Source organism: Streptomyces sp. NPDC088746 (assembly GCF_044751065.1).
Lineage (GTDB): Bacteria > Actinomycetota > Actinomycetes > Streptomycetales > Streptomycetaceae > Streptomyces.
In genome coordinates, this window is sequence record NZ_JBIVLA010000004.1 from 351,673 (window position 1) to 370,736 (window position 19,064).

Consider the following 19,064-nt stretch of genomic DNA (forward strand, 5'->3'; position numbering starts at 1 on the left):
TCATCCGTCCCGTTCCCGGTGACGACGCGTCCGGACCGTCACCGCCCTACGCGTCGGACTCCGTCGCTGTCGGCCGGCGCGAAGCCGCCATGGCGTCGTCCGGGTCGCTCAGCGGGCGCAGCCGGTAGGTGTACGCGTAGTCCCGGTCGGCGAACAGCTTGAACTCGTCGTGCGTGTGCGCGCCCCAGCTGTCGTCACCGCCGACCCCCATCTGCCGGTGGTTCAGCCGCAGGACGACTTCGTCACGGGGCGTCAGCTGGTAGTCGTGGCGGATACCGGCCGACAGGTCCTCCGGGGTGAAGTGCGAGGCGTTGAACTCGATCAGCGGCTCGCCGGACGCGAGCAGCCCCTTACCGCTGCCGTCCGTGAGCGCCACCCACCGCACGTCCGTCCTGTTGCCGTTCTCCTGCGGGCGGAGGTAAGGGGTCCGCTTCCCGGGGACGGTGAAGGTGTGGAGGCCCACGTCGGTGCCGTTGTCGCGGTCCCAGTAGTTCTCGTCCGGGCCGCGGCCGTAGTAGCGCACGTGCTTGAGCCTGCCGGGCAGCAGGAGCAGGGTGCCCACCTCCGGGATGTACGGCAGTCCGGCCGCGCCCGGGTGCAGGGTGTTGTCGACCTTGATCTCGCCGTTGCCGAAGACCGTGTACGTCGTGGTGTACGTGGACTCCGTCGAGGTGGGCAGGGTGCCGCTCACAGCGATCTCGACGGCCCGGTCGCCCACCTCGCGCACCTGGACGCCCGTCACCTTCCGGCCGCTGCCCGCGTGGCGCCAGGTGCCGTTCCGGGCGGGCTGCCCGTTGCCGATGTCGTTGTCGGTCGGGGCCCGCCAGAAGTTCGGGGCGGGCCCCGAGGCGATCAGCCGGTCGCCGCCCGCCTCGTAGGAGCTGATGACGCCGCTGCCCTTGTCGACGGTGACGGAGAAGCCCTCCCCGGTCACCGTCACGGAGCCGTTGCCGTCCTGGTGGCGCAGCGGCCGTACGGAGTCGAGGGGCCGGGGCGTCACGGCCGGGCTGCCCGCGTCGACGGCGAGCTGCTGCCCGGCCACCTCGAAGCCGGCTTCCGCCCACTTCGTGGCCTCCTTGGTGGTGAACGACAGCTGGAGGAAGTACTCCGCACCCGGGGCCGGACCGTGGGGCAGCGTGAAGGGGACGGTGACGGCCTTGCGGGCCAGGGGAGCGATGTCCAGCTGGGCTCGGGTGAGCTTTCCGCGCTGCACGACCTCGCCGTCGGCCACCAGGGCCCAGCCGGCGTCGAATTCCCGCAGGTTGGTGAAGAGGTACTCGTTGCCCACGGTGAACCGCCCGGCGGGAGCGTCGTCCGCGGTCACGTTGATCGCCTGGTGGACGCGCTTGATCTCCGTGGCCTTGCCGGTGTGCCCGCGGTCGGCGGTGACGATGCCGTCACCGGAGAAGTTGCCGTCGTTGGGGTTGTCGCCCCAGTCACCGCCGTAGGCGAGGAACGTCCGCTCGGTTGGCCTGCGCTGCTCGAAGGCGACGGTGGCGGCGTCGAACCAGAAGCGCACGCCGTCGTCGCCGGGGCGCCGGGAGCCGGAGCGGATCTCGGCCGCGCTCAGGGCACGGGCGTAGACGCGCGCCCGCCTGATCGTGCCGCTGAACTCACGGGTCGGGTTCTCACCGTCGGTGGCGAGCGCCAGCGGTGCGTTGTTGCTGCCGGGGGGCTGGGGCGCGGCCTTGGTGGCCTTGGTCTCGCCGTCGACGTAGAGGGTCAGGATGGCCTTCTCGGCGTCGAAGACACCGGCGATGTGGTGCTCGGTGCCTGTCCAGTCCTTCGGCAGCGTCCAGCTCGCGGTGGTCCACCGGCCGCCGGAGTGGATGAAGAACTCCAGGTTGCCGTCGGTCTGCTTCAGCGCGTACTGGGTGTCGCCCTTGGCGAGGATGGGCTGATGAAAGCCGGTCACGTTCGGTGTGACCCAGGCCTCCAGGGTCAGGGAGCCGGTGATGTCGAGGCCCGCGTCACGGGCGAAGACCGTGCCCCCGTACACGCCCTTGTCCCGGTCGAAGGTGCCGCCGGCGGCGAGGATCTCCCCGCGCACGGCGCCTGGCCCGGCTTCCGTGAACAGCTTGCGGGCCGGCGTGGGCCAGGTGAGTGCCTGGTCGGCGAAGTCCCAGATCCAGCCGCCCTGGAGGACGTCGAAGCGGCGGATGAGGTCCCAGTACTTCTTGAAGTTGCCGTTCGAGTTGCCCATCCCGTGGGAGTACTCGATCAGGACGAAGGGCCGGGTGTCGGTGGTGTCCCGGGCGCGCTGCTCGACCTGGGCGGGCTTGGTGTACATCTCCGAGCGGATGTCGCTGATCCCGGGCCGGTCGTCACCCTCGTACTGGATGACGCGGGTGGGGTCGTACGAGCGGATCCAGTCGCGCATGGCGACGAAGGCCGAGCCGGTGCCGGCCTCGTTGCCGAGCGACCAGATGACGGCGCAGGCGTGGTTCTTGTCCCGGTGGACCATGTTCCTGGCGCGGGCCACACACGCCTCGGTCCAGTCGGGGTGGTCGCCTGGGTAGGTGTCGCGGATGCCGTGGGTCTCCAGGTTGGTCTCGCCCACGAGGTACAGCCCGTACTCGTCGGCCAGCTCCAGCCAGAGCGGGTTGTTCGGGTAGTGGGAGGTGCGGACGCTGTTCATGTTCAGCCGTTTGATGATCTCGATGTCCGTGACCATGTCGGCGCGGGTCAGCGCCATGCCCCGGTCGGGGTGCATCTCGTGCCGGTTGGTGCCGCGCAGGGAGACGGGCTTGCCGTTGACGCGCATCAGCCCGTCCGCGATCGCGAACTCCCGGAAGCCCACCCTGTGCGACAGCGTCTCGGTCACCCTGCCCGCAGGATCGCGCAGCCGCAGCACGGCGGTGTAGAGGTTCGGGTGCTCGGCGGACCACAGCTGCGGCTTCGGCACGGCCTTGGCCGACCGTACGGTCACGTCCTGTCCGGCCGGGGCGGAGCCGAGGTCGGCGGGCTGCCTCAGCGGGCGGGACCAGACAGGGTGTCCGCCGGCGTCGTAGAGCTGGGTCTCCACGGTGTATCCGCCCTGCCCGGGGGCTTCGCCGTAGGCGCGCACGGAGGCGGTGACGGAGAGCTCGGCGGCCGTGTAGCCGTCGCTGAGCGGGGTGTCGAGCTTGAAGTCCCGCAGGTGGACGGCGGGGGTCGAGAAGAGGTGGACCGAGCGGAAGATCCCGCTCAGCCGGATCATGTCCTGGTCCTCCATCCAGTCGCCGTCGGAGTAGCGGTAGACCTCCACCGCGATCTGGTTACGGCCTCGCTCCAGGTGCGGGGTGATGTCGTACTCGGCGGAGGTGTAGGAGTCCTCGCGGTAGCCCACCGGCTTGCCGTTGATCCATACGTAGTGTGCGGACTTCACCCCCTCGAACTGCAGGAACACCCGCCGCCCCTCCCACTCCCGGGGGACGGTGAAGGTGCGCCGGTACTGCCCGACGGGGTTGTAGCGGGTGGGTGCGAAGGGCGGCTGGGCTTCCTCGCCCAGGCCGTTGGCGCCCCACCAGGGGTAGGTGATGTTGGAGTAGATCGGGAAGTCGTAGCCGTGCAGCTGCCAGCAGGACGGCACGGGGATGGTGTCCCAGGAGCGGTCGTCGAGGTCGGTCCGGTGGAAGTCGGGGTCGCGGTCGTCGGGGCGGTCGGCGTAGGCGAACTTCCAGGTGCCGTCGAGGTCGAGCCGCCACGGGGAGCGTGTCCGGTCGCAGGCCAGGGCCTGTGAGATGTCCGCGTACGGCATGAGCGTGGTGTGGGGCGGCTCCGAACCGACGTCGAAGACCGCGATGTTGTTGTTCCACTCCGGGTAACCGTTGGCCGGCGGGTTCACGGCCGGGGAGGCGGAGTCGGCGCGTGCGGCCGCCCCGGCGGGCAGGACCGCGGGGAGGGCGGAGAGGGCGAGCGCGCCGAAGCCGGCGGCTCCGCCCTCCAGGAGCCTGCGACGGCTGACGCTCCGGGGCAGGCCGGCCGGCTGGTGGGGGGAAGACGGTTGCTGCATGCAGTGGGCCCCTAGGAATGGCCGTACCCCTGTGCGCCGGTGCGGCGCACAGGGCGTAGGCGGGTCGAGTTCCGTTCGATGGCGTCGGCGTAACGAACGGGGCCTCAGGGGCCGGACCTGCTCCGGTGGCCGCCTTCGCCGGCGCGGTCGAGTCCGCCGTCGCGCGTGGCACTGCTGATCGTCATGTCGATGCGGCTCCTTGCGGGGGAAGTTGCCTCTTCGTCACGTTCGAAATCTCGTCGGGCGTCCGAAATCCTGCCGTGACGGTAGTGACGGGTGGTGACGGGTGTCAACGGTCCCGCACAGCGGGTTCTTCAGACGGACGGCGGTGCCGCCGCGCGCAGGACGGGCATCATCGTCTCCACAGCGTCCTGCGCGAGATGGTCGAGGATCAGCCGGCCGACCAGGGCCGGCTTCTCCAGCGGGACCAGGTGGGAGGCGCCGGGGACCACGACCAGCTGTGCTTCCGGGATCGCCCGGTACAGGGCTGCCGTGTGCTCCAGCGTCATCAGGTCGTCGTCTCCCACCATGGTGAGGACGGGCGCCTCGATACGGGCCAGGTCCCCGGTGGTGAGCGTCGGCTGGGTGCGCCACATGTCGATCATCTTCGCCGCCACCACCGGCCAGTGGCCCGCGCCGTCGGGCGCGACGGCCTCGTACATCTCCCGGAAGAACGCCAGGTCGTCCCCGTCCGGCGTCATCGCGTCGAGCATCGCCGGCTCGACGAAGCACTCGGGGCCGGGCCGGAAGTTGGCCCCGATCACCACGGCTTTGCGCACCAGGTCCGGGCGGGCGGCCGCGACGAGCAGCGCGACCACGCCCCCGTCGCTCCAGCCCACGAGATGCGCCGGCTCCCCCACGACCGTCTCCAGGAAGGCCACCGTGTCGTCGGCCATGTCCTGGTAGGTGAGCGGCCCTTCGACATCGGGGGTGTGCCCGTGTGCGCGCCGCTCGGGCAGGAGGACGCGGTGGGCGACGGCGAGGTCGGAGCGGAGCCGGCCCCATGTCTCGTTGGTGCAGAAGCCCCCGTGCAGGAGGACCAGCGGAGTGCCGGTCCCCTCGGTCTCGTACCACGTCCTGACACCAGGAAGGTCCGCGTAGTCACCCATCGTCCCAGGCCCCTCTGGACTGCTGTCCTCCCTCGCCAGTCTGCGCTGTGCCCCCGGCGTCCGCCACACGGGGCGGGGGGAGCAGGGCGGGGCTGTCGGCGACCGCGTGGGCGGTGCTGATGGTCGGGGGGTGTGCGGGGTCCGGGATCCGGTCGCTCCAGCCGCCGGGGACCGCCCGGCCCTGCCGGCTGCGGAAGCGGACGGGGGCCATGCCGACGCGGCGGGTGAAGAGGCGGGAGAAGTAGGCGGGGTCGTCGTAGCCGACGCGGCGGGCGACGGCGGCCACGGGGAGCTCGGTGGTGGCGAGGAGTTCCTTGGCCCGGCCGAGGCGGATGCCGAGGAGGTAGTCCTTGGGGCTGCATCCGGCGCCCCGGCGTACGGCGGTACGCAGCTCGGCGGGGGTCATGCCGTGGCGGGAGGCGTGTTCGGCGACGGACAGGGGCTGGAAGGCGTCGCGGGCGAGGGCGTTGAGCACGGGGTCCCCGTCGGCTCCGACGTCCGCGCGGGCGCGGCGCAGGGCGACGAGCAGTTCGTGCACGGCGGCGCCGGTCTCGACCTCGAGGAGGGGGTTGCCGAGGCGGGCGGCACGGGCGATCCGGCCCACGGCGGCGCGTGCGGGGGCGGTGTCCGCGAGGGGGACGACCGGGCGGTCGGTCTCGATGTAGCCGAGTTCGGTGTACGGGACGGTGGCCGGGCCGGTGAAGTCGACGAAGCTCTCGTCCCAGCCGGTGGAGGGGTCGGGACCGTAGTGGTGCGGGATGCCCGGTACGAGCCAGATCAGCGCGGGCGCCGTCACGGTGGTGCGTTCCCCGTCCGGGCAGCGGTACCAGCCGCTGCCCGCGCTGATGACGACGGCGACGTGGTGGTCGAGGGTGCGGGGCCCGACCGTGGGCAGTGTGCCGTGCTGGAGGCCCACTCCGAGGCAGACCAGCCCCAGCTTGTGGTGGGTGGGGCTCGGCGTGAAATAGCGCATCCAGGTGTGATACATCCGGCTCCGTTTCCTCCCCGTCCGATCGGTCCGGCCTTCCGTTGTGTCCAAACAGAGCTGATCTTTGTCCATGGACCGCTCCGCCGCCAGGGGGTGAGGTGGGGGCGGTGGTGGAACGAGAGGCGGGGACCATGGCTGAGTTCACGGTGGGCGAGCGGGATTTCGAGCTCGACGGGCGGCCCGTACGGCTGTTGTCGGGTGCTCTGCACTACTTCCGGGTGCACGAGGGCCAGTGGGAGCACCGGCTGGCGATGCTGCGTGCCATGGGTCTCAACTGCGTGGAGACGTACGTCCCGTGGAACCTGCACGAGCCGGAGCAGGGGCGCCACCGCGACGTGGAGGCGCTGGGCCGGTTCCTGGACGCGGCGGAGGCGGCCGGGCTGTGGGCGATCGTGCGGCCGGGGCCCTACATCTGCGCGGAGTGGGAGAACGGCGGTCTGCCGCACTGGCTGACGGGCATGCTGGGCTCCAGGGTCCGGACCCGCGATCCGGAGTACCTCGGGCACGTGGAGCGGTGGTTCCGCCGGCTGCTGCCGCAGGTGGTACGGCGGGAGATCGTCCGGGGCGGCCCGGTGATCATGGTGCAGGTCGAGAACGAGTACGGCAGTTACGGCTCCGACCAGGTGTATCTGCGCCGTCTGACGGAGCTGCTGCGCGAGCTCGGTGTGACGGTTCCGCTGTTCACGTCCGACGGCCCGGAGGACCACATGCTGACGGGCGGTTCGGTGCCCGGGGTGCTGGCGACGGCGAACTTCGGCTCGGGGGCCCGGGAGGGCTTCGAGACGCTGCGCCGGCACCGGCCGGACGGCCCCCTGATGTGCATGGAGTTCTGGTGCGGATGGTTCGGGCACTGGGGTGCGGAGCCGGTGGTACGGGAGCCGGCCGACGCGGCGTCGGCGCTGGAGGAGATCCTCCGGTGCGGCGCGTCCGTCAACATCTACATGGCACACGGCGGTACGAGCTTCGGCGGCTGGTCGGGGGCGAACCGCGCCGGGGAACTGCACGGCGGGGAGCTCCGGTCGACCGTGACGTCGTACGACTACGGCGCCCCCGTCGACGAGTACGGCCGCCCCACCGAGAAGTTCTGGTTGTTCCGGGACATCCTCGCGCGCTACCGGGAGGAGGACGCTCCGCTGCCCGACGTGCCGGCTCCGCCCGCCGCTCTGGCCGGCCCGGTGGGCGCCGAGCTCGTGGAGTGGGCACCACTGGGTGACGTCATGGACGCGCTCGGCGGCCCGGAGGCCGAGTGGGCGGTGCCACCGACGTTCGAGGAGCTGGGGGTGGACCGGGGGGTGGTCCGCTATCGGGTGGAGGTGCCGGGGCCGCGTCCGCCGTATCCGCTCGGGGTGACCGGGCTCCGGGACCGCGCGGTGGTGTACGTCGACGGGGCGCGGGCGGGGGTGCTGGGCGGCGGCCCGGCCGAAGCCGGTTCGTACACGCCGCTGGACGGGCCGGTCGCGGGGCCGGCGGAGGTGGAGCTGTGGGTGGAGTCGCTGGGTCGGGTCAACTACGGGCCGCGTCTCGCCGAGCCGAAGGGGATCACGGGGGGTGTCCTGCACGAGCGGCAGTACCTGCACGGTGTGCGGGCGCGGGGGCTCGCCCTGGACGCGTTCGAGGACGCGGACGCAGTCGGAAAGGTTCCTTTCCGCGCCCCGGAGAAGGGCGCCGCGGGCCTCTTCCGGGGAACGTTCGACGTGCGGGGTCCGGGTGACGCCGGGCTGGCCCTGCCGGGGTGGGAGCGTGGCTTCGTCTGGGTGAACGGTTTCTGCCTGGGGCGCTACTGGAGCGTGGGGCCCCAGGAGTCGCTGTACGTTCCGGGGCCGTTGCTGCGCGAGGGTGTGAACGAGGTGTGGGTGCTGGAGCTGGAGCGCTCGGGTGGCCACCGGCTGGCTCTCGGCTGAGGGCGCGCCCGCGGGACGGGACGACGACGGGCCCGTACCGCGTCCGGGGGCCGTCGGCCGTCCGACGGTGCTGTCGGTGAGCCGTAGGTGATGTGTCGGTGGCCGGTGTCACCGTGGGAACAGCCCGAGGGAGCAGCCGCAGTCTCCTTCGAGAACAAGGGAGCCCGTCGCCGTGTCGCTCACATCCTCCACCCCGCGCTGGGACGTCCATCGGCTGCCCGGTGCGATCGGCCGCCTTTTCCTGGTCACCGGGGGCAACGCCGGCATCGGGTACTTCGTCGCGGAGCAGTTGTCGGCGACCGGCGCCACCGTCGTACTCGGCAGCCGGAGTCCGGCCAGGGCCGAGGCCGCCACGGCACTGATCCGTATGCGTGTCCCCGGCGCGCGGGTGCGGGCCGTGCGGCTGGACCTCGCCGACCTCTCGTCGATCGGGACGGCGGTGGAGTCGCTGGGGGTGGAGCACCTCGACGCGGTGGTCCACAACGCCGGCGTCGCGCTCGACGACCCGCCACGCGAGGAGACCGTGGACGGTCATGAACTCATGTTCGGCACGAATCACCTCGGGCACTTCGCCTTGACCCATGCGCTGATGCCGCTGCTGGCCGCCGCCCCGGCGGCCCGCGTCGTGACCATGGGCAGCTTCGCGGCGAAGTCCGAACGGCTCGACCTGGACGACCTGCAGTCCCGGAAGGACTACCGGCCCAAGCGGACCTACGGACGCTCCAAGCTTGCACAGATGTACTTCGGCGTGGAACTCGACCGCCGTCTGCGTGCTGCCGGCAGCACGGTGTCGAGCGTGCTGGCCCATCCCGGCGGGGCGCTGGACTCCCTCACCCCCTCACGGCCACCGGTCCATGTGCGGACCACCGGCGCACGGCTGGGCGCGGCACCCGCGGCCCTTCTCCTCCAGGGCAAGGACGCCGGCGCGTGGCCCGCGGTCCGGGCGGTGCTCGACCCGGCAGTGTGCGGAGGCGAGCTGTGGGGACCGCGCGTCCTCGGCCTGCGCGGTGAGCCCCGGCGTGAAGCGGTGTGGGGCCACCTCGCCGACCGCTCGGTCGCGGCGCGGCTGTGGGACGTGAGCTGTGATCTGACCGGCGCCGACCTCGGCCTGAGCTGCGGACGCGGATGAGCCCCGTGCACGAGGCCCGGCCCGCCGCCTGCGCGGCCACCGTCACCGGGGTGCTGGCGCCCCGCACCCTCGTCTGCGCCGGGTGCGGGGCGGCAGGACCGTCACACCTCGCGCACCTCGAAGGAGTCGAGGACGAACTCCGCCGTCCCGTCGTCCCCCGTCCTGCGCAGACCGACCCAGGTCTCCCCCTCGGCCGGTGCGGTGAACTCGTGACTCAGCACGGCCGGTGAGGTGGCCGCGGGAAGGTCCTTGCGGTCGAGCTCGCGGGAGGCCGGTGCGTCGACCCCGGTGACCCACGCGTACTGGCCGGCCTTCTCGTTCTCGTACCGGAAGGTCACCCGGTAGCGCTTCCCCGCCTCGAAGCGGACGGTGTGCTGCACGGTCCGGTACACGAGGCCGTCGTTCTCCCCGCGCGACTTCAGCGACTGGGTTCCGTCGACGACGTCGTCGATCACCTTGCCGTTCCAGCCGCGCTGGGTGAACGGGGCGTGCCGCTGTGCGATGTGGGTGCGCGGGTCCGTCGAGCCGCCCGCGTCGCCCTTGACGAACGGTCCCCAGCCCTGCGGCACGTTCTGGAAGTCCTCGAAGGCCACGGTTCCGGCCTTGGTGGTGCGCTGCGCGGCGACGATCCGCACGTTGTCGAAACGGACCCTGGCGTCCCCGGCTTCGGCGCGCAGGGTGAGGTCCACGGGCCCGCCGCCGTCCGGCACGGTGAAGTACGTGAACATCCGCTGGAAGCGGGTGTCGTGTTTGCGGTCCGCCGCGACGAGGTTGACGGCGGTGGAGGAGTCCGTCCAGTTCTCGGCCGTGGTGCCGTCGGCGGTGCGCACGGTGAGCGCGGCCCGTCGCCGCTCCCCGGCCCGCTCCCCCACCTCCACCTGCACGGAGGCGGCGTAGGTGCCCGGTGCGAGACGGGCGATCCGCTGTCCGACGGCTGCCGCCGGGCCGGAGCCGACGACCAGTTCGTAGTCGCCGAGGGCGCTCGGTTCGACCGACGCCGGGCCGTCCACGTGCCAGCCGTCCAGGGAGCCCGAGTTGAAGCCCGGGTCGTGGAGGGGGGTCGCCTGTCCCCATTCCGGGTCACGGTTCGCGGGCATCCGGGTGCGGTGGACGACGTACGGCTGCCCAGCCTCGGCGTCGATGGTGACGCGGCCCGAAACGACGGGCACCTCACGGATGGATGCCCGCCCCTGGTCGGTGAGACGGTGGACGAAGACCTTCGACCGGCCGGCCCAGCCGCGCGGCAGCCGCCAGGTGCTGCTGCCGCCCGCCGGGTTGTAGTGGTAGAGACGGTCGGGATCGGTGGCTTCGCGCGGTTCCCAGGGCAGCAGGTAGCGTCCCCCCTCGTAGACCACCCGGCCGTCGGTGGTGATGCGGCGGGTGCCGTCGGCGTCGTCCACGGACGTCTTCGTCGGGCCGAAGAACGTGATCTCGTGGGCACCCCAGCTCCTGATCGGGTACGCCTGGAGGTACTTGGCGGGCAGGCTGTCGGTCCAGATCTGCCGGTAGAAGGTGTTCCAGTCGGTCTTGTTGACCCAGCCCTCGAAGTTGCCGGTGCGCGGTATCCCCAGGAGTGTCGGCCACTTGTCGGCGAAGACGTCCTTCTGGTGGTTGCGGATGAAGCGGATCAGCTGGGAGTTGATGCCCCGGGACGTGTCCGCGCCGTAGTCGGTCTCGGTGGCCCAGTGGGACCACAGGGAGGAGCGTTCGAGGCCGTGGCCCCACTCGGTGGTGACCTGCCAGCCCTGTTCCCGCAAGGCCCGCTGGAGCCGGTCGGAGGTCCAGCCGGACTCGCGGAACACGTCGATGTAGAGCATGTTCAGGGCGGGATCGGTCTCGTCCCTGAGGTCCTGGAAGCGCTTGATGATGTCGCCGGACACGAGATCGCGCCGCTGGTCGATGCGGTAGCTCTGGTCGAGCCAGTCCCACTGTTCGTTGTTCTTGTCCACGAGCGTCTCGGAGAACGCGTTCGCGACGGGGTAGGACTCGGTGGCGTTCACGTGCACGCCGAAGTCACTCCCCCATCTGCGTCCCTCGCTCACGAGCGTGTTGAGGTCCTTCAGGCCGCCCGCGCGCTCGTTGTGGTTGCCCGCGTAGTCGGGGTGGGCCGAGTCGTGGCCCTCCGACTGGTAGCCCTTGAGGAGCGTGTACTGGCGCAGGCCGTCCGTGGCGAGGGAGATCCGCTTGACGTTGTCGAGCGTCACGAGGAACGGGTTGGTGGCCTGGCTGGCGAAGTTGAACGGGATGTGCGGGATGACGCGCAGGTGCTGTTCGTCGGCGCCCAGCGGGTCGGCCATGATGTCGCGGAAGGCGATGGCGGCGTCCTGCCAGTCCACGACGCCGTCGCCGTTGCGGTCACCGGTGACGATCACGGTGGCGTACGGGAGCGGTTCGGTGGCGTCCGGAGGCGCGGTCGCGGCCCTGTGCGTCCACTGCCCGCAGGCGAGTTCGGCCTTGACGTAGCCGTCCTTCCTGACGGTCCGGCGCCACAGCCGGCCGTTCTCCCAGGTGGCGCCCGGAGCGCTGTCGGGCTTGTCGTACGTCGTGTTGGTCTCCAGGGCGCCCCCGAGCCGGTCGTGGGCGACGACGGCGTACGCGCAGCCGGTCGGCGCCGCGTCGGGCGCGGTGTCCGGCGAGAGCTCGACCAGGGTGTCGCCGCTCGTGGCCTTGTCGAGCTGGATCCGGGCGGCGAGGAGCGCGGCGCCCGGCTGGTCGCTGCGGACCGAAAGGAATGCCAGCGACGGGATCTGGAGCGTGCCGACGCGCAGGTCCGGGGTGTCGGTGATCCTGGTGACCCGCCACTCGACCCGGCGGCCGGTGACGCGGATCTCGGCCCGGATCTCGGTGCCGCCGTCGAAGGCGAGGGTGTACGACGCCGTGTCGCGGCCGGAGCGTGAGGTGACCCGAGGGGTACGGGCGGTGCCGTCGATCAGCACGGAGGTGACCGGGTCCTCCTGACCGTGCAGTACGGCGCCTCCGGCGCGGTCGGTGTACGACACGATGCGCGGGAAGTCCGGATCGACGCGCACCTCCAGTTCGCGGGAGCGCAGCACCGTCTCCCGCAGCACCGTCTCCCGCTGGGCCGCGAACGCGGTGCCCGGGCCGGTGAGGGCCAGTCCGGCACCCGCCAGTGCGGTGGCGGCCACCACGGTCCTGCGGCTCGGTCCGGGTGCTTGTGCGTGCATGCTCGTTCTCCTGGCGCTGGACGGCATCTGTGCACGCCAAGATGCGCCGCTCGGGGTGAACGCGCCCATGGACAAAGGAGGGGCGGGTGTTGGACTAACGCGTGCGGCGGGGTCCGGAGGCCCTTGCCTGCGGGATGGGTGCTGGGGCAGTTGCGGGGTAGTCGAGCCGAGACGTCCGCATACACGGCTCGACGAGGAGGTTCCGCATGGCGGCGCTACGAGGCCCACCGGTCCTGCCTCACCGGACGGACGGCGCCCTGGGGCGGCCGATGTTTCCGACAGACCGAGGAAGGCAAGGTGACCTGGCCATGAGCACGGCAGAGCGGCAGACCGACACCACCGACGACTCGTTGGGTGTCCTGGTCTCCCGCGCTTCGCAGCAGATTTCGGAGCTGGTCCGCGAGGAGATGCGGCTGGCCCGGGCGGAGATGACCCAGAAGGGCAAGCGTTTCGGGAAGGGCGGTGGCCTCTTCGGCGCCGCGAGCCTCATCGGCATCCTGGCGGCCCAGGCGCTGGTCGCGACCTGCATCGTGGCACTCGCGCTGGTGCTGCCGTTGTGGGCGTCAGCCCTCGTCGTCACGGCGGTGCTGGCCGCGGCCGCGGCGGCGGCCGCCCTGGCCGGAAGGAAGCAGATAGCCGAGGCCGGCTCCCCCGCCCCGGAGCAGACCGTCGGCAGCGTCAAGGCCGATCTGGCCGAGATCAAGGGAAAGGCACACCGATGAGCAAGGAATCCCGGACCAACATAGGGACCCCGGTCCCCGACGCCTCCGACCCGGAGGAGCTGCGCGAGCAGGTCGAGCGCACCCGCGACGAACTCGGGCGGACCGTCGAAGCACTGGCGGCAAAGGCCGACGTGAAGGCACAGGCGAGGGAGAAGTCCGCCGCCGCGAGGGAACAGGCCGCGGAGAAGGCCGCCCTGGTGGCCGAGCAGGTCCGTGGCAAGGCGGAGCAGGCCACCCGACTCGTCAAGGACAAGACGCCCGATCCCGTTCTGGAGAAGGCGGCCGAGGCCGCGTCCCACGTACGGGAGACCGCGTCCCGGGCAGGGCAGTACGCGGCGGACAAGGCTCCCGACCCGCTGCTCGAGAAGGCGGGCCGGGCCACGTCGTTCGCACGCGCCAACCGCAGCCCGCTTCTCGCGGGTGCTGCGCTTCTCGCCGCCGTCCTGCTGGTGCGCCACCGTCGGGGACGCCGATGAAGGTGTCCAAGATCGCCTACAAGCCGGTCGGGCTGGCCCTCGGTGCGGCGAGCGGCATGATCGCGAGTGCCGCGTTCAAGCAGACGTGGAAGATCGTCGAGGGCGAGGGCGACGCGCCCGATGCCACGGACGAAGACCGGCCCTGGCAGCAGATCCTGCTCGCCGCCGCTATCCAGGGAGTCATCTTCTCCGTGGTCAAGGCGACCGTCGACCGTTCGGGCGCCGTGGTCACGCGTCGCTTGACCGGCGTCTGGCCGGGCTGACCCCGCCGCGGCGCCGGCCCCGTCCCCCGTGGGCCGGTGCCGCCGGGCTCCCCCCACGAGGTGGCGGGAGCGCCGGACGGCCGTATCAGGCGGTCCTGATCGCCGGGTCGGAGACGCCCGGGGCGCCCGTCTCCACGTGCCCGGCGAAGCGGCGCAGGAACGCCGCGTCGGCGTCGGAGACGACCTTGACGTCGTACCAGCGGGCGGTGGCGCGCAGGTCGACCGTGTGGGAGACCGTCGCGCCGGGGTTGACCTTGAAGGTCTGAGCCGCGCCGCCGTAGGCGTTGGTCACGGTCAGGTGGACCGCGGCCGGGGCGGAGTTGGTCATGCTGAGCGTCAGATTGCCGCCGGACGCGGTGTGGCGGGCGGTGACCTCGGGGCCGGCCTGCTTCGCGGGCCCCCGCCAGGTGCGCAGGAAGCCGTTCGGGCCCCAGACCGTGAGATCGATCCGGTTGCCGGTGGTGCTGCTGGTGCTCCAGGTGTCCGAGAGGGTCTTGCCCGCCTCCACGGTGTAGGGCCAGGGGCCGTCCGTACGGTTGCCCGAGGTGCAGTGGAAGTGCGCGCCCAGGGTGGGGCCGCCGGCGAAGGTCAGGGTGAACTTGGCGGTGGAGACCGTGGCCAGGCCGTCCACGTACGGGCTGTAGCCGAGGGCGCGGGTCGGTTTGGAGCCCGCCTCCTGCTTCGGCAGGGTGCCCGTGGCCGGCGGGGTCGGGTGGTAGGACGGGTGGCGGTTCCTGTCCGGCGGTACGTAGCCGGCCGTGGAGGGCAGCGCGGCGGGGGACGAGTCCGTACGGGCGAAGTCGAAGGCCGACGTCAGGTCGCCGCACACGGCGCGGCGCCACGGCGAGATGTTGGGCTCCCGCACCCCGAAGCGCTTCTCCATGAAGCGGATCACCGAGGTGTGGTCGAAGGTCTCGGAGCAGACGTAGCCGCCCTTGCTCCACGGCGAGACGACGATCATCGGCACGCGCGGCCCGAGCCCGTAGGGGCCTGCGGCGTAACCCCCGCCGCCCTTGTACAGGTCCTTCGACACGTCTGCGGTGGACAGGCCCCAGGCCGAGGAGGCAGGGGGGTACGGCGGGACCACGTGGTCGAAGAATCCGTCGTTCTCGTCGTAGGTGATGAACAGGGCGGTCTTCGCCCAGACTTCGGGATTCGCCGTCAGCGCGTCCAGGACCTGTGAGATGTACCAGGCGCCGAAGTTCGTCGGCCAGTTGGCGTGCTCGCTGAAGGCCTCGGGGGCGGCGATCCAGGAGATCTTCGGGAGGTTCCTGCCCACCACGTCCGCGCGCAGCCGGTCGACGTACGTGCCGCCGGCCTTGACGACGGTGCCGGTGCGGGCCTTCTCGTACAGGGCGCTGCCCGGCTGGGCGTTGCGGTAGCTGTTGAAGTACAGCAGGGAGTTGTCGCCGTAGTTGCCGCGGAAGGCATCGTCGATCCAGCCCCAGGACCCGGCGGCGTCGAGACCGTCGCCCACGTCCTGGTAGACCTTCCAGGAGACCCCTGCCGACTCCAGCCGCTCGGGGTAGGTCTTCCAGCCGTAGCCCGCCTCCTGGTTGCCGAGGACCGGGCCGCCGCCCGTACCGTCGTTGCCGGTGTGGCCCGACCAGAGGTAGTAGCGGTTGGGGTCGGTGGCTCCGATGAAGGAGCAGTGGTAGGCGTCGCACACGGTGAAGGCGTCGGCGAGGGCGTAGTGGAACGGAATGTCGTTCCGCGTCATGTGCGACATGGTCGTGGCCGTCTTGGCCGGCACCCACTTGTCGTACTTGCCGCTGTTGTAGGCCTGGTGACCGCCGGCCCAGTCATGGTCCAGCCCCTCCAGGAACTGCATCCCGAGGTCGGCCACCCGCGGGTTGAAGGGGAGGATGTCCTTGGTCCCGTCGGACTGGTGGAAGACGGACTTGCCGTTGTCCTGGAGCACCGGCCGGGGGTCGCCGAAGCCTCGTACCCCCTTCATCGCGCCGAAGTAGTGGTCGAAGGAACGGTTCTCCTGCATCAGTACGACGATGTGCTCGATGTCCTGGATCGTTCCGGTGCTGCCCTGCGCCGGAATGGCGGCGGCCCTCGCGATGCTCTCGTTCAGCATGGCGAAGGCCGCGGTGCCGCCGGCTATCTGCAGGAACCTGCGACGGTCGAGCTCTGTCATGGGTGACGACCTCTGGGGTGGGGGGATCAGGGACGCCCCAAGGACAGTGGTCCCGGGGTACCGGACGGGGGCGGGTTCGTGACACCACGCCGTACACCTGGAGAACGAAGGCCCTCCCCAGCGGCACGGACCCGCTCACGCCGACGGCTGGTGGGAGGGTACGGGCAACATGACCGCTGACAACAGGCCGCCGCGGTAAGCCCTTTGTCCGACAGGGACCCGGGCGGCGAGCAGCCGGGCATCAGAACCGCTACGACCGCGAGCGGCGTCGGTGGACCGGCCGCTTCAGCGCGGAGCCGTCTCGGTGGCGGTCTGTTCGACGCCCGGCTGGAGGTCGCACCGTGCGGCCTCACGCGTGCCGTCCGTGCCCCGCAGTGTCACCATCGCTGTGCCCTGGGCGCTCTCCGCGAACGCCACCGTGCAGACGAGTTGCCACTCGGCGGCCCGGGTGAGCCCGTCGAGCGGGGCAGCCAGCGTGATTACCGCCCCGTTGTCGGACACCCTTGTCGTCGTCGTATCGGGCAGCGACGCGTCGTTGACGAGCCCCGCCCGCTTCTCCGCCTCGTTCGGGCCTGCCAGCAGCGCGGTGACGGTCTTCTCCGTGGCAGGGCGGGCGGCCTCCTCATCGTTGGCCGGGCCCTGCTGTTCACCGGCGAACACGCTGTCGCCGACGCTCCGGGGAACGGGCACCAGCACGGCGTCCGGGGAGAGGAAGAACAGAAGCATCCGCACCTGACGGGCGGGGAGGACGTCGACGGTCGCGGCGCTTCCTGCGCCGATGACGTCGGTGTCCTGGATACCGCAGGCCGCGAGGGGGTACCAGGCCGCGAGCAGGACGGCCGTACGCAGGCGCATCCTCATGGCGGCGCCCATTCTGTGTCGTCGTCGCGTGACGGATCCCCTCATGCCGTTGCCTCGTCGGTGCGGGGTTCACTCATACCGTCGCCTCGCCGTTCGTGCGGGGTTCACTCATACCGCCGTCTCGCTCGTACCCGGTGGGCCCGCCCAGGGGGATCTCGACCGTGAAGACGGCACCACCGTCCGGTCCGTTCCCGGCGCGGACGGTGCCGTTGTGCAGTCGGACGTTCTCATGGGTGATCGCCAGACCGAGGCCGCTGCCCGCCGACCGTGTACGGGCCGCGTCGGCCTTGTAGAAGCGGTCGAAGATGTGGGGCAGTACCTCCGGCCGTATGCCGGGCCCGCTGTCGGAGACTTCGACGACCAGCATGCCCGCCCCGCCGGCGGCCGTCCGGGTGCCCAGGCGGACCGTTACCGGCTCCGAGCCGTGCCGCAGTGCGTTGCCGACGAGATTGGCGACGACGACGTCGAACCGGCGTGGATCGAGACGGGCGCGGACCCCGCCCGGCAGTTCCGTGCGGACACGTTCGTCCCAACGCCGGTGCAGGAGGGTCCTGCCGATGGTCTCCGCAACGTCGATCTCGTCGGCGTTCAGCTCGGCCGCACGTGCGTCGAAGCGGGAAATCTCCATCAGGTCCTCCACCAGCACTGCCAGTTTGACGGTCTCCGCGCTGATCAGCCGGACGGCCCGTGCCGTATCCGGGTCGAGGCCGTCCGCGTCCTCGTCGAGCACCTCGGTGACGGCGAGCATCCCGGCCAGCGGGGTGCGCAGTTCGTGCGAGACGTCGGAGGCGAACCGACGCGCGCGGGCCTCCGCCTGTTGCAGTTCGTCGACCGACTTCTCGAGCTGCCCCGCCGACTCGTTGAACGTACGTGCCAGGTCCGCCAGTTCGTCGCCCCCGGAGACCTTGATCCGCGCGTCGAGCCGGCCACTGCCTATCGAGCGGGCGGCCCTGCGCAGCTCACGGACCGGGCGCAGCACACTGCGTGCGGCGATCAGAGCGGGCACCAGGGCGATGGCGAGGCCGGGCAGTGCGCCGTCGCGCGCGGCGGTGACCAGGGCGTCGACGTTGGCCTGCTCCTCGCTCATCTGCATCACGGCGAACAGGACGAGCCCCGTCGGCAGTGTGCCGACTCCGCCGGTCCTCGTCAGGACGGGCACCGCGATCGTCAGATACGGTGCACCGTTCTTCACGACCCTCTCGAAACTGGCGTGCGATGTCGTCAGGGCGGTGCGGCGCAGTTCGGGGGTGATCACGGTGGAGGTGGGTCTGGTGCTCGACGAAACGCGCAGCGATCCGTACTCGGCGAAGACGATCCACGGGTGCGGTTTCGCCTTGCTCGCGACGACGAACAGCAGCTCGCGCAGTGTCACCGGATCGACGGGGAGTGAGGGTGCGAGGGTCTCCACCTGTTCACGGAAGGACGCGACCGCGGTGTCCTGGGCGCTGACGAGGACGGCGCTGCGCGCCTCACGGTAGGTGAGTGCCGCGGTCGTCCCCGCGCTGACGGCGGCGACCAGCAAGAACGCGAGGACGAGGCGCGTGCGCAACCCGAAGGTGGCGATCCGGCGCACCCGCCTCGTCGGGGCGGCGTTCACAGGGGTCCGAAGCGGTAGCCGAAGCCCCGCAGGGTCTGTATGTAGCGCGGGCTGCCCGGGGTGTCCTCGATCTTGTTGCGCAGTCTGCGGACACAGGCGTCGACGAGACGGGCGTCGCCGTGGTAGCTGTGCTCCCAGACGTGCTCGAGCAGTTGCTGCCGGCTGAACACCTGTTCCGGCGCGGCCGTCAGATGGAGAAGCAGTTTCATCTCGGAGGGCGCAAGGGCCAGGCGTTCGCCGCACTTGGCGATGGTGAGGCCGGCACGGTCGACGGCGAGGTCTCCGTGGAACTCGACGGCCGGCCGGCCACCGCCCGGGGCCTCCATCCTGCGCAGCACCGCGCGGATGCGGGCCTCGATCACCTCGGTGCGGGCCGGTTTGACGATGTAGTCGTCGGCTCCGGCCTCGAGGCCGATGACGACGTCGAAGTCGTCACCGCGGGCGGTGAGCATGATGATGGGCAGCTGGCTGTCCTCCCGCACCCGGCGGCAGACCTGCACACCGTTCATTCCGGGCAGCATCAGGTCCAGCAGGAGCAGGTCGGGCCGGAACTCGCGGAGTGCGGTCAGTCCGGCCTCCCCGGTGGCGACCGTGCGGACCTCGTGGCCGCGACGGCGCAGTCCCAGTTCGACCCCTTCGCGCACGGAGGGGTCGTCTTCGATCAGGAGCACGCGGGGCATGTGCGGGGCGTCC

Annotated in this window: 13 protein-coding genes; 5 read left to right on the plus strand and 8 right to left on the minus strand. The window is 71.2% G+C overall.

What is annotated here, in order from left to right; all coding sequences use genetic code 11:
• Window positions 1–46 precede the first annotated feature (46 nt).
• The 3 genes from ACIP63_RS20555 to ACIP63_RS20565 all read right to left on the minus strand — a co-directional run bounded on the left by ACIP63_RS20555 (window position 47) and on the right by ACIP63_RS20565 (window position 6,091).
• Window positions 47–3,994 carry a glycoside hydrolase family 2 TIM barrel-domain containing protein gene (locus ACIP63_RS20555; protein ID WP_401517441.1) on the minus strand — a complete coding sequence of 1,316 codons (3,948 nt, stop codon included), beginning with the start codon at window positions 3,992–3,994 and terminating at the stop codon, window positions 47–49.
• A 314-nt stretch (window positions 3,995–4,308) separates the two neighbouring features.
• Window positions 4,309–5,103: an alpha/beta fold hydrolase gene (locus ACIP63_RS20560; protein ID WP_401517443.1), complete on the minus strand. Its 795-nt coding sequence runs from the start codon at window positions 5,101–5,103 to the stop codon at window positions 4,309–4,311.
• A complete protein-coding gene (locus ACIP63_RS20565) occupies window positions 5,096–6,091 on the minus strand; it encodes a helix-turn-helix domain-containing protein (protein ID WP_401517445.1) in 996 nt (331 codons plus the stop codon). The genes ACIP63_RS20560 and ACIP63_RS20565 overlap by 8 nt, the downstream gene beginning before the upstream one ends.
• A 131-nt stretch (window positions 6,092–6,222) precedes the next feature.
• Between ACIP63_RS20565 and ACIP63_RS20570 the strand changes: the two genes are divergently transcribed.
• The gene (locus ACIP63_RS20570; RefSeq protein ID WP_401517447.1) at window positions 6,223–7,992 is read left to right on the plus strand and encodes a beta-galactosidase family protein; all 1,770 of its coding nucleotides are present in this window, start codon (window positions 6,223–6,225) and stop codon (window positions 7,990–7,992) included.
• A gap of 172 nt (window positions 7,993–8,164) precedes the next feature.
• Entirely contained in the window at window positions 8,165–9,121 is a 957-nt protein-coding gene (locus tag ACIP63_RS20575) for an SDR family NAD(P)-dependent oxidoreductase (RefSeq protein WP_401517449.1), read from the plus strand.
• A 101-nt stretch (window positions 9,122–9,222) separates the two neighbouring features.
• Here the strand turns inward: ACIP63_RS20575 and ACIP63_RS20580 are convergent, their stop codons facing one another.
• Window positions 9,223–12,306 carry an endo-alpha-N-acetylgalactosaminidase family protein gene (locus ACIP63_RS20580; RefSeq protein WP_401517451.1) on the minus strand — a complete coding sequence of 1,028 codons (3,084 nt, stop codon included), beginning with the start codon at window positions 12,304–12,306 and terminating at the stop codon, window positions 9,223–9,225.
• A gap of 308 nt (window positions 12,307–12,614) precedes the next feature.
• On the opposite strand from ACIP63_RS20580, the gene ACIP63_RS20585 reads away from it, so the two are divergent.
• Genes ACIP63_RS20585 through ACIP63_RS20595 form a run of 3 tightly spaced genes read left to right on the plus strand, consistent with a single transcriptional unit; the run spans window position 12,615 to window position 13,767 of the window.
• Window positions 12,615–13,028, plus strand: a complete 414-nt coding sequence (locus tag ACIP63_RS20585) for a phage holin family protein (protein WP_401517453.1) — start codon at window positions 12,615–12,617, stop codon at window positions 13,026–13,028.
• A complete protein-coding gene (locus tag ACIP63_RS20590) occupies window positions 13,025–13,504 on the plus strand; it encodes a DUF3618 domain-containing protein (RefSeq protein ID WP_401517455.1) in 480 nt (159 codons plus the stop codon). The genes ACIP63_RS20585 and ACIP63_RS20590 overlap by 4 nt, the downstream gene beginning before the upstream one ends.
• Window positions 13,501–13,767, plus strand: a complete 267-nt coding sequence (locus ACIP63_RS20595; protein WP_401517456.1) for a DUF4235 domain-containing protein — start codon at window positions 13,501–13,503, stop codon at window positions 13,765–13,767. Before ACIP63_RS20590 ends, ACIP63_RS20595 begins: the two co-directional genes overlap by 4 nt.
• 85 nt (window positions 13,768–13,852) lie before the next feature.
• Here the strand turns inward: ACIP63_RS20595 and ACIP63_RS20600 are convergent, their stop codons facing one another.
• The 4 genes from ACIP63_RS20600 to ACIP63_RS20615 all read right to left on the minus strand — a co-directional run bounded on the left by ACIP63_RS20600 (window position 13,853) and on the right by ACIP63_RS20615 (window position 19,051).
• Complete coding sequence (locus ACIP63_RS20600; RefSeq protein ID WP_401517458.1) at window positions 13,853–15,913, minus strand: phosphocholine-specific phospholipase C; 2,061 nt, start codon at window positions 15,911–15,913, stop codon at window positions 13,853–13,855.
• Window positions 15,914–16,198: 285 nt separating this feature from the next.
• Window positions 16,199–16,774 carry a hypothetical protein gene (locus ACIP63_RS20605; protein WP_401517460.1) on the minus strand — a complete coding sequence of 192 codons (576 nt, stop codon included), beginning with the start codon at window positions 16,772–16,774 and terminating at the stop codon, window positions 16,199–16,201.
• Window positions 16,775–16,847: 73 nt separating this feature from the next.
• Complete coding sequence (locus tag ACIP63_RS20610) at window positions 16,848–18,371, minus strand: sensor histidine kinase (protein ID WP_401517462.1); 1,524 nt, start codon at window positions 18,369–18,371, stop codon at window positions 16,848–16,850.
• Complete coding sequence (locus ACIP63_RS20615; protein ID WP_401517464.1) at window positions 18,368–19,051, minus strand: response regulator; 684 nt, start codon at window positions 19,049–19,051, stop codon at window positions 18,368–18,370. The genes ACIP63_RS20610 and ACIP63_RS20615 overlap by 4 nt, the downstream gene beginning before the upstream one ends.
• Window positions 19,052–19,064: the final 13 nt, after the last annotated feature.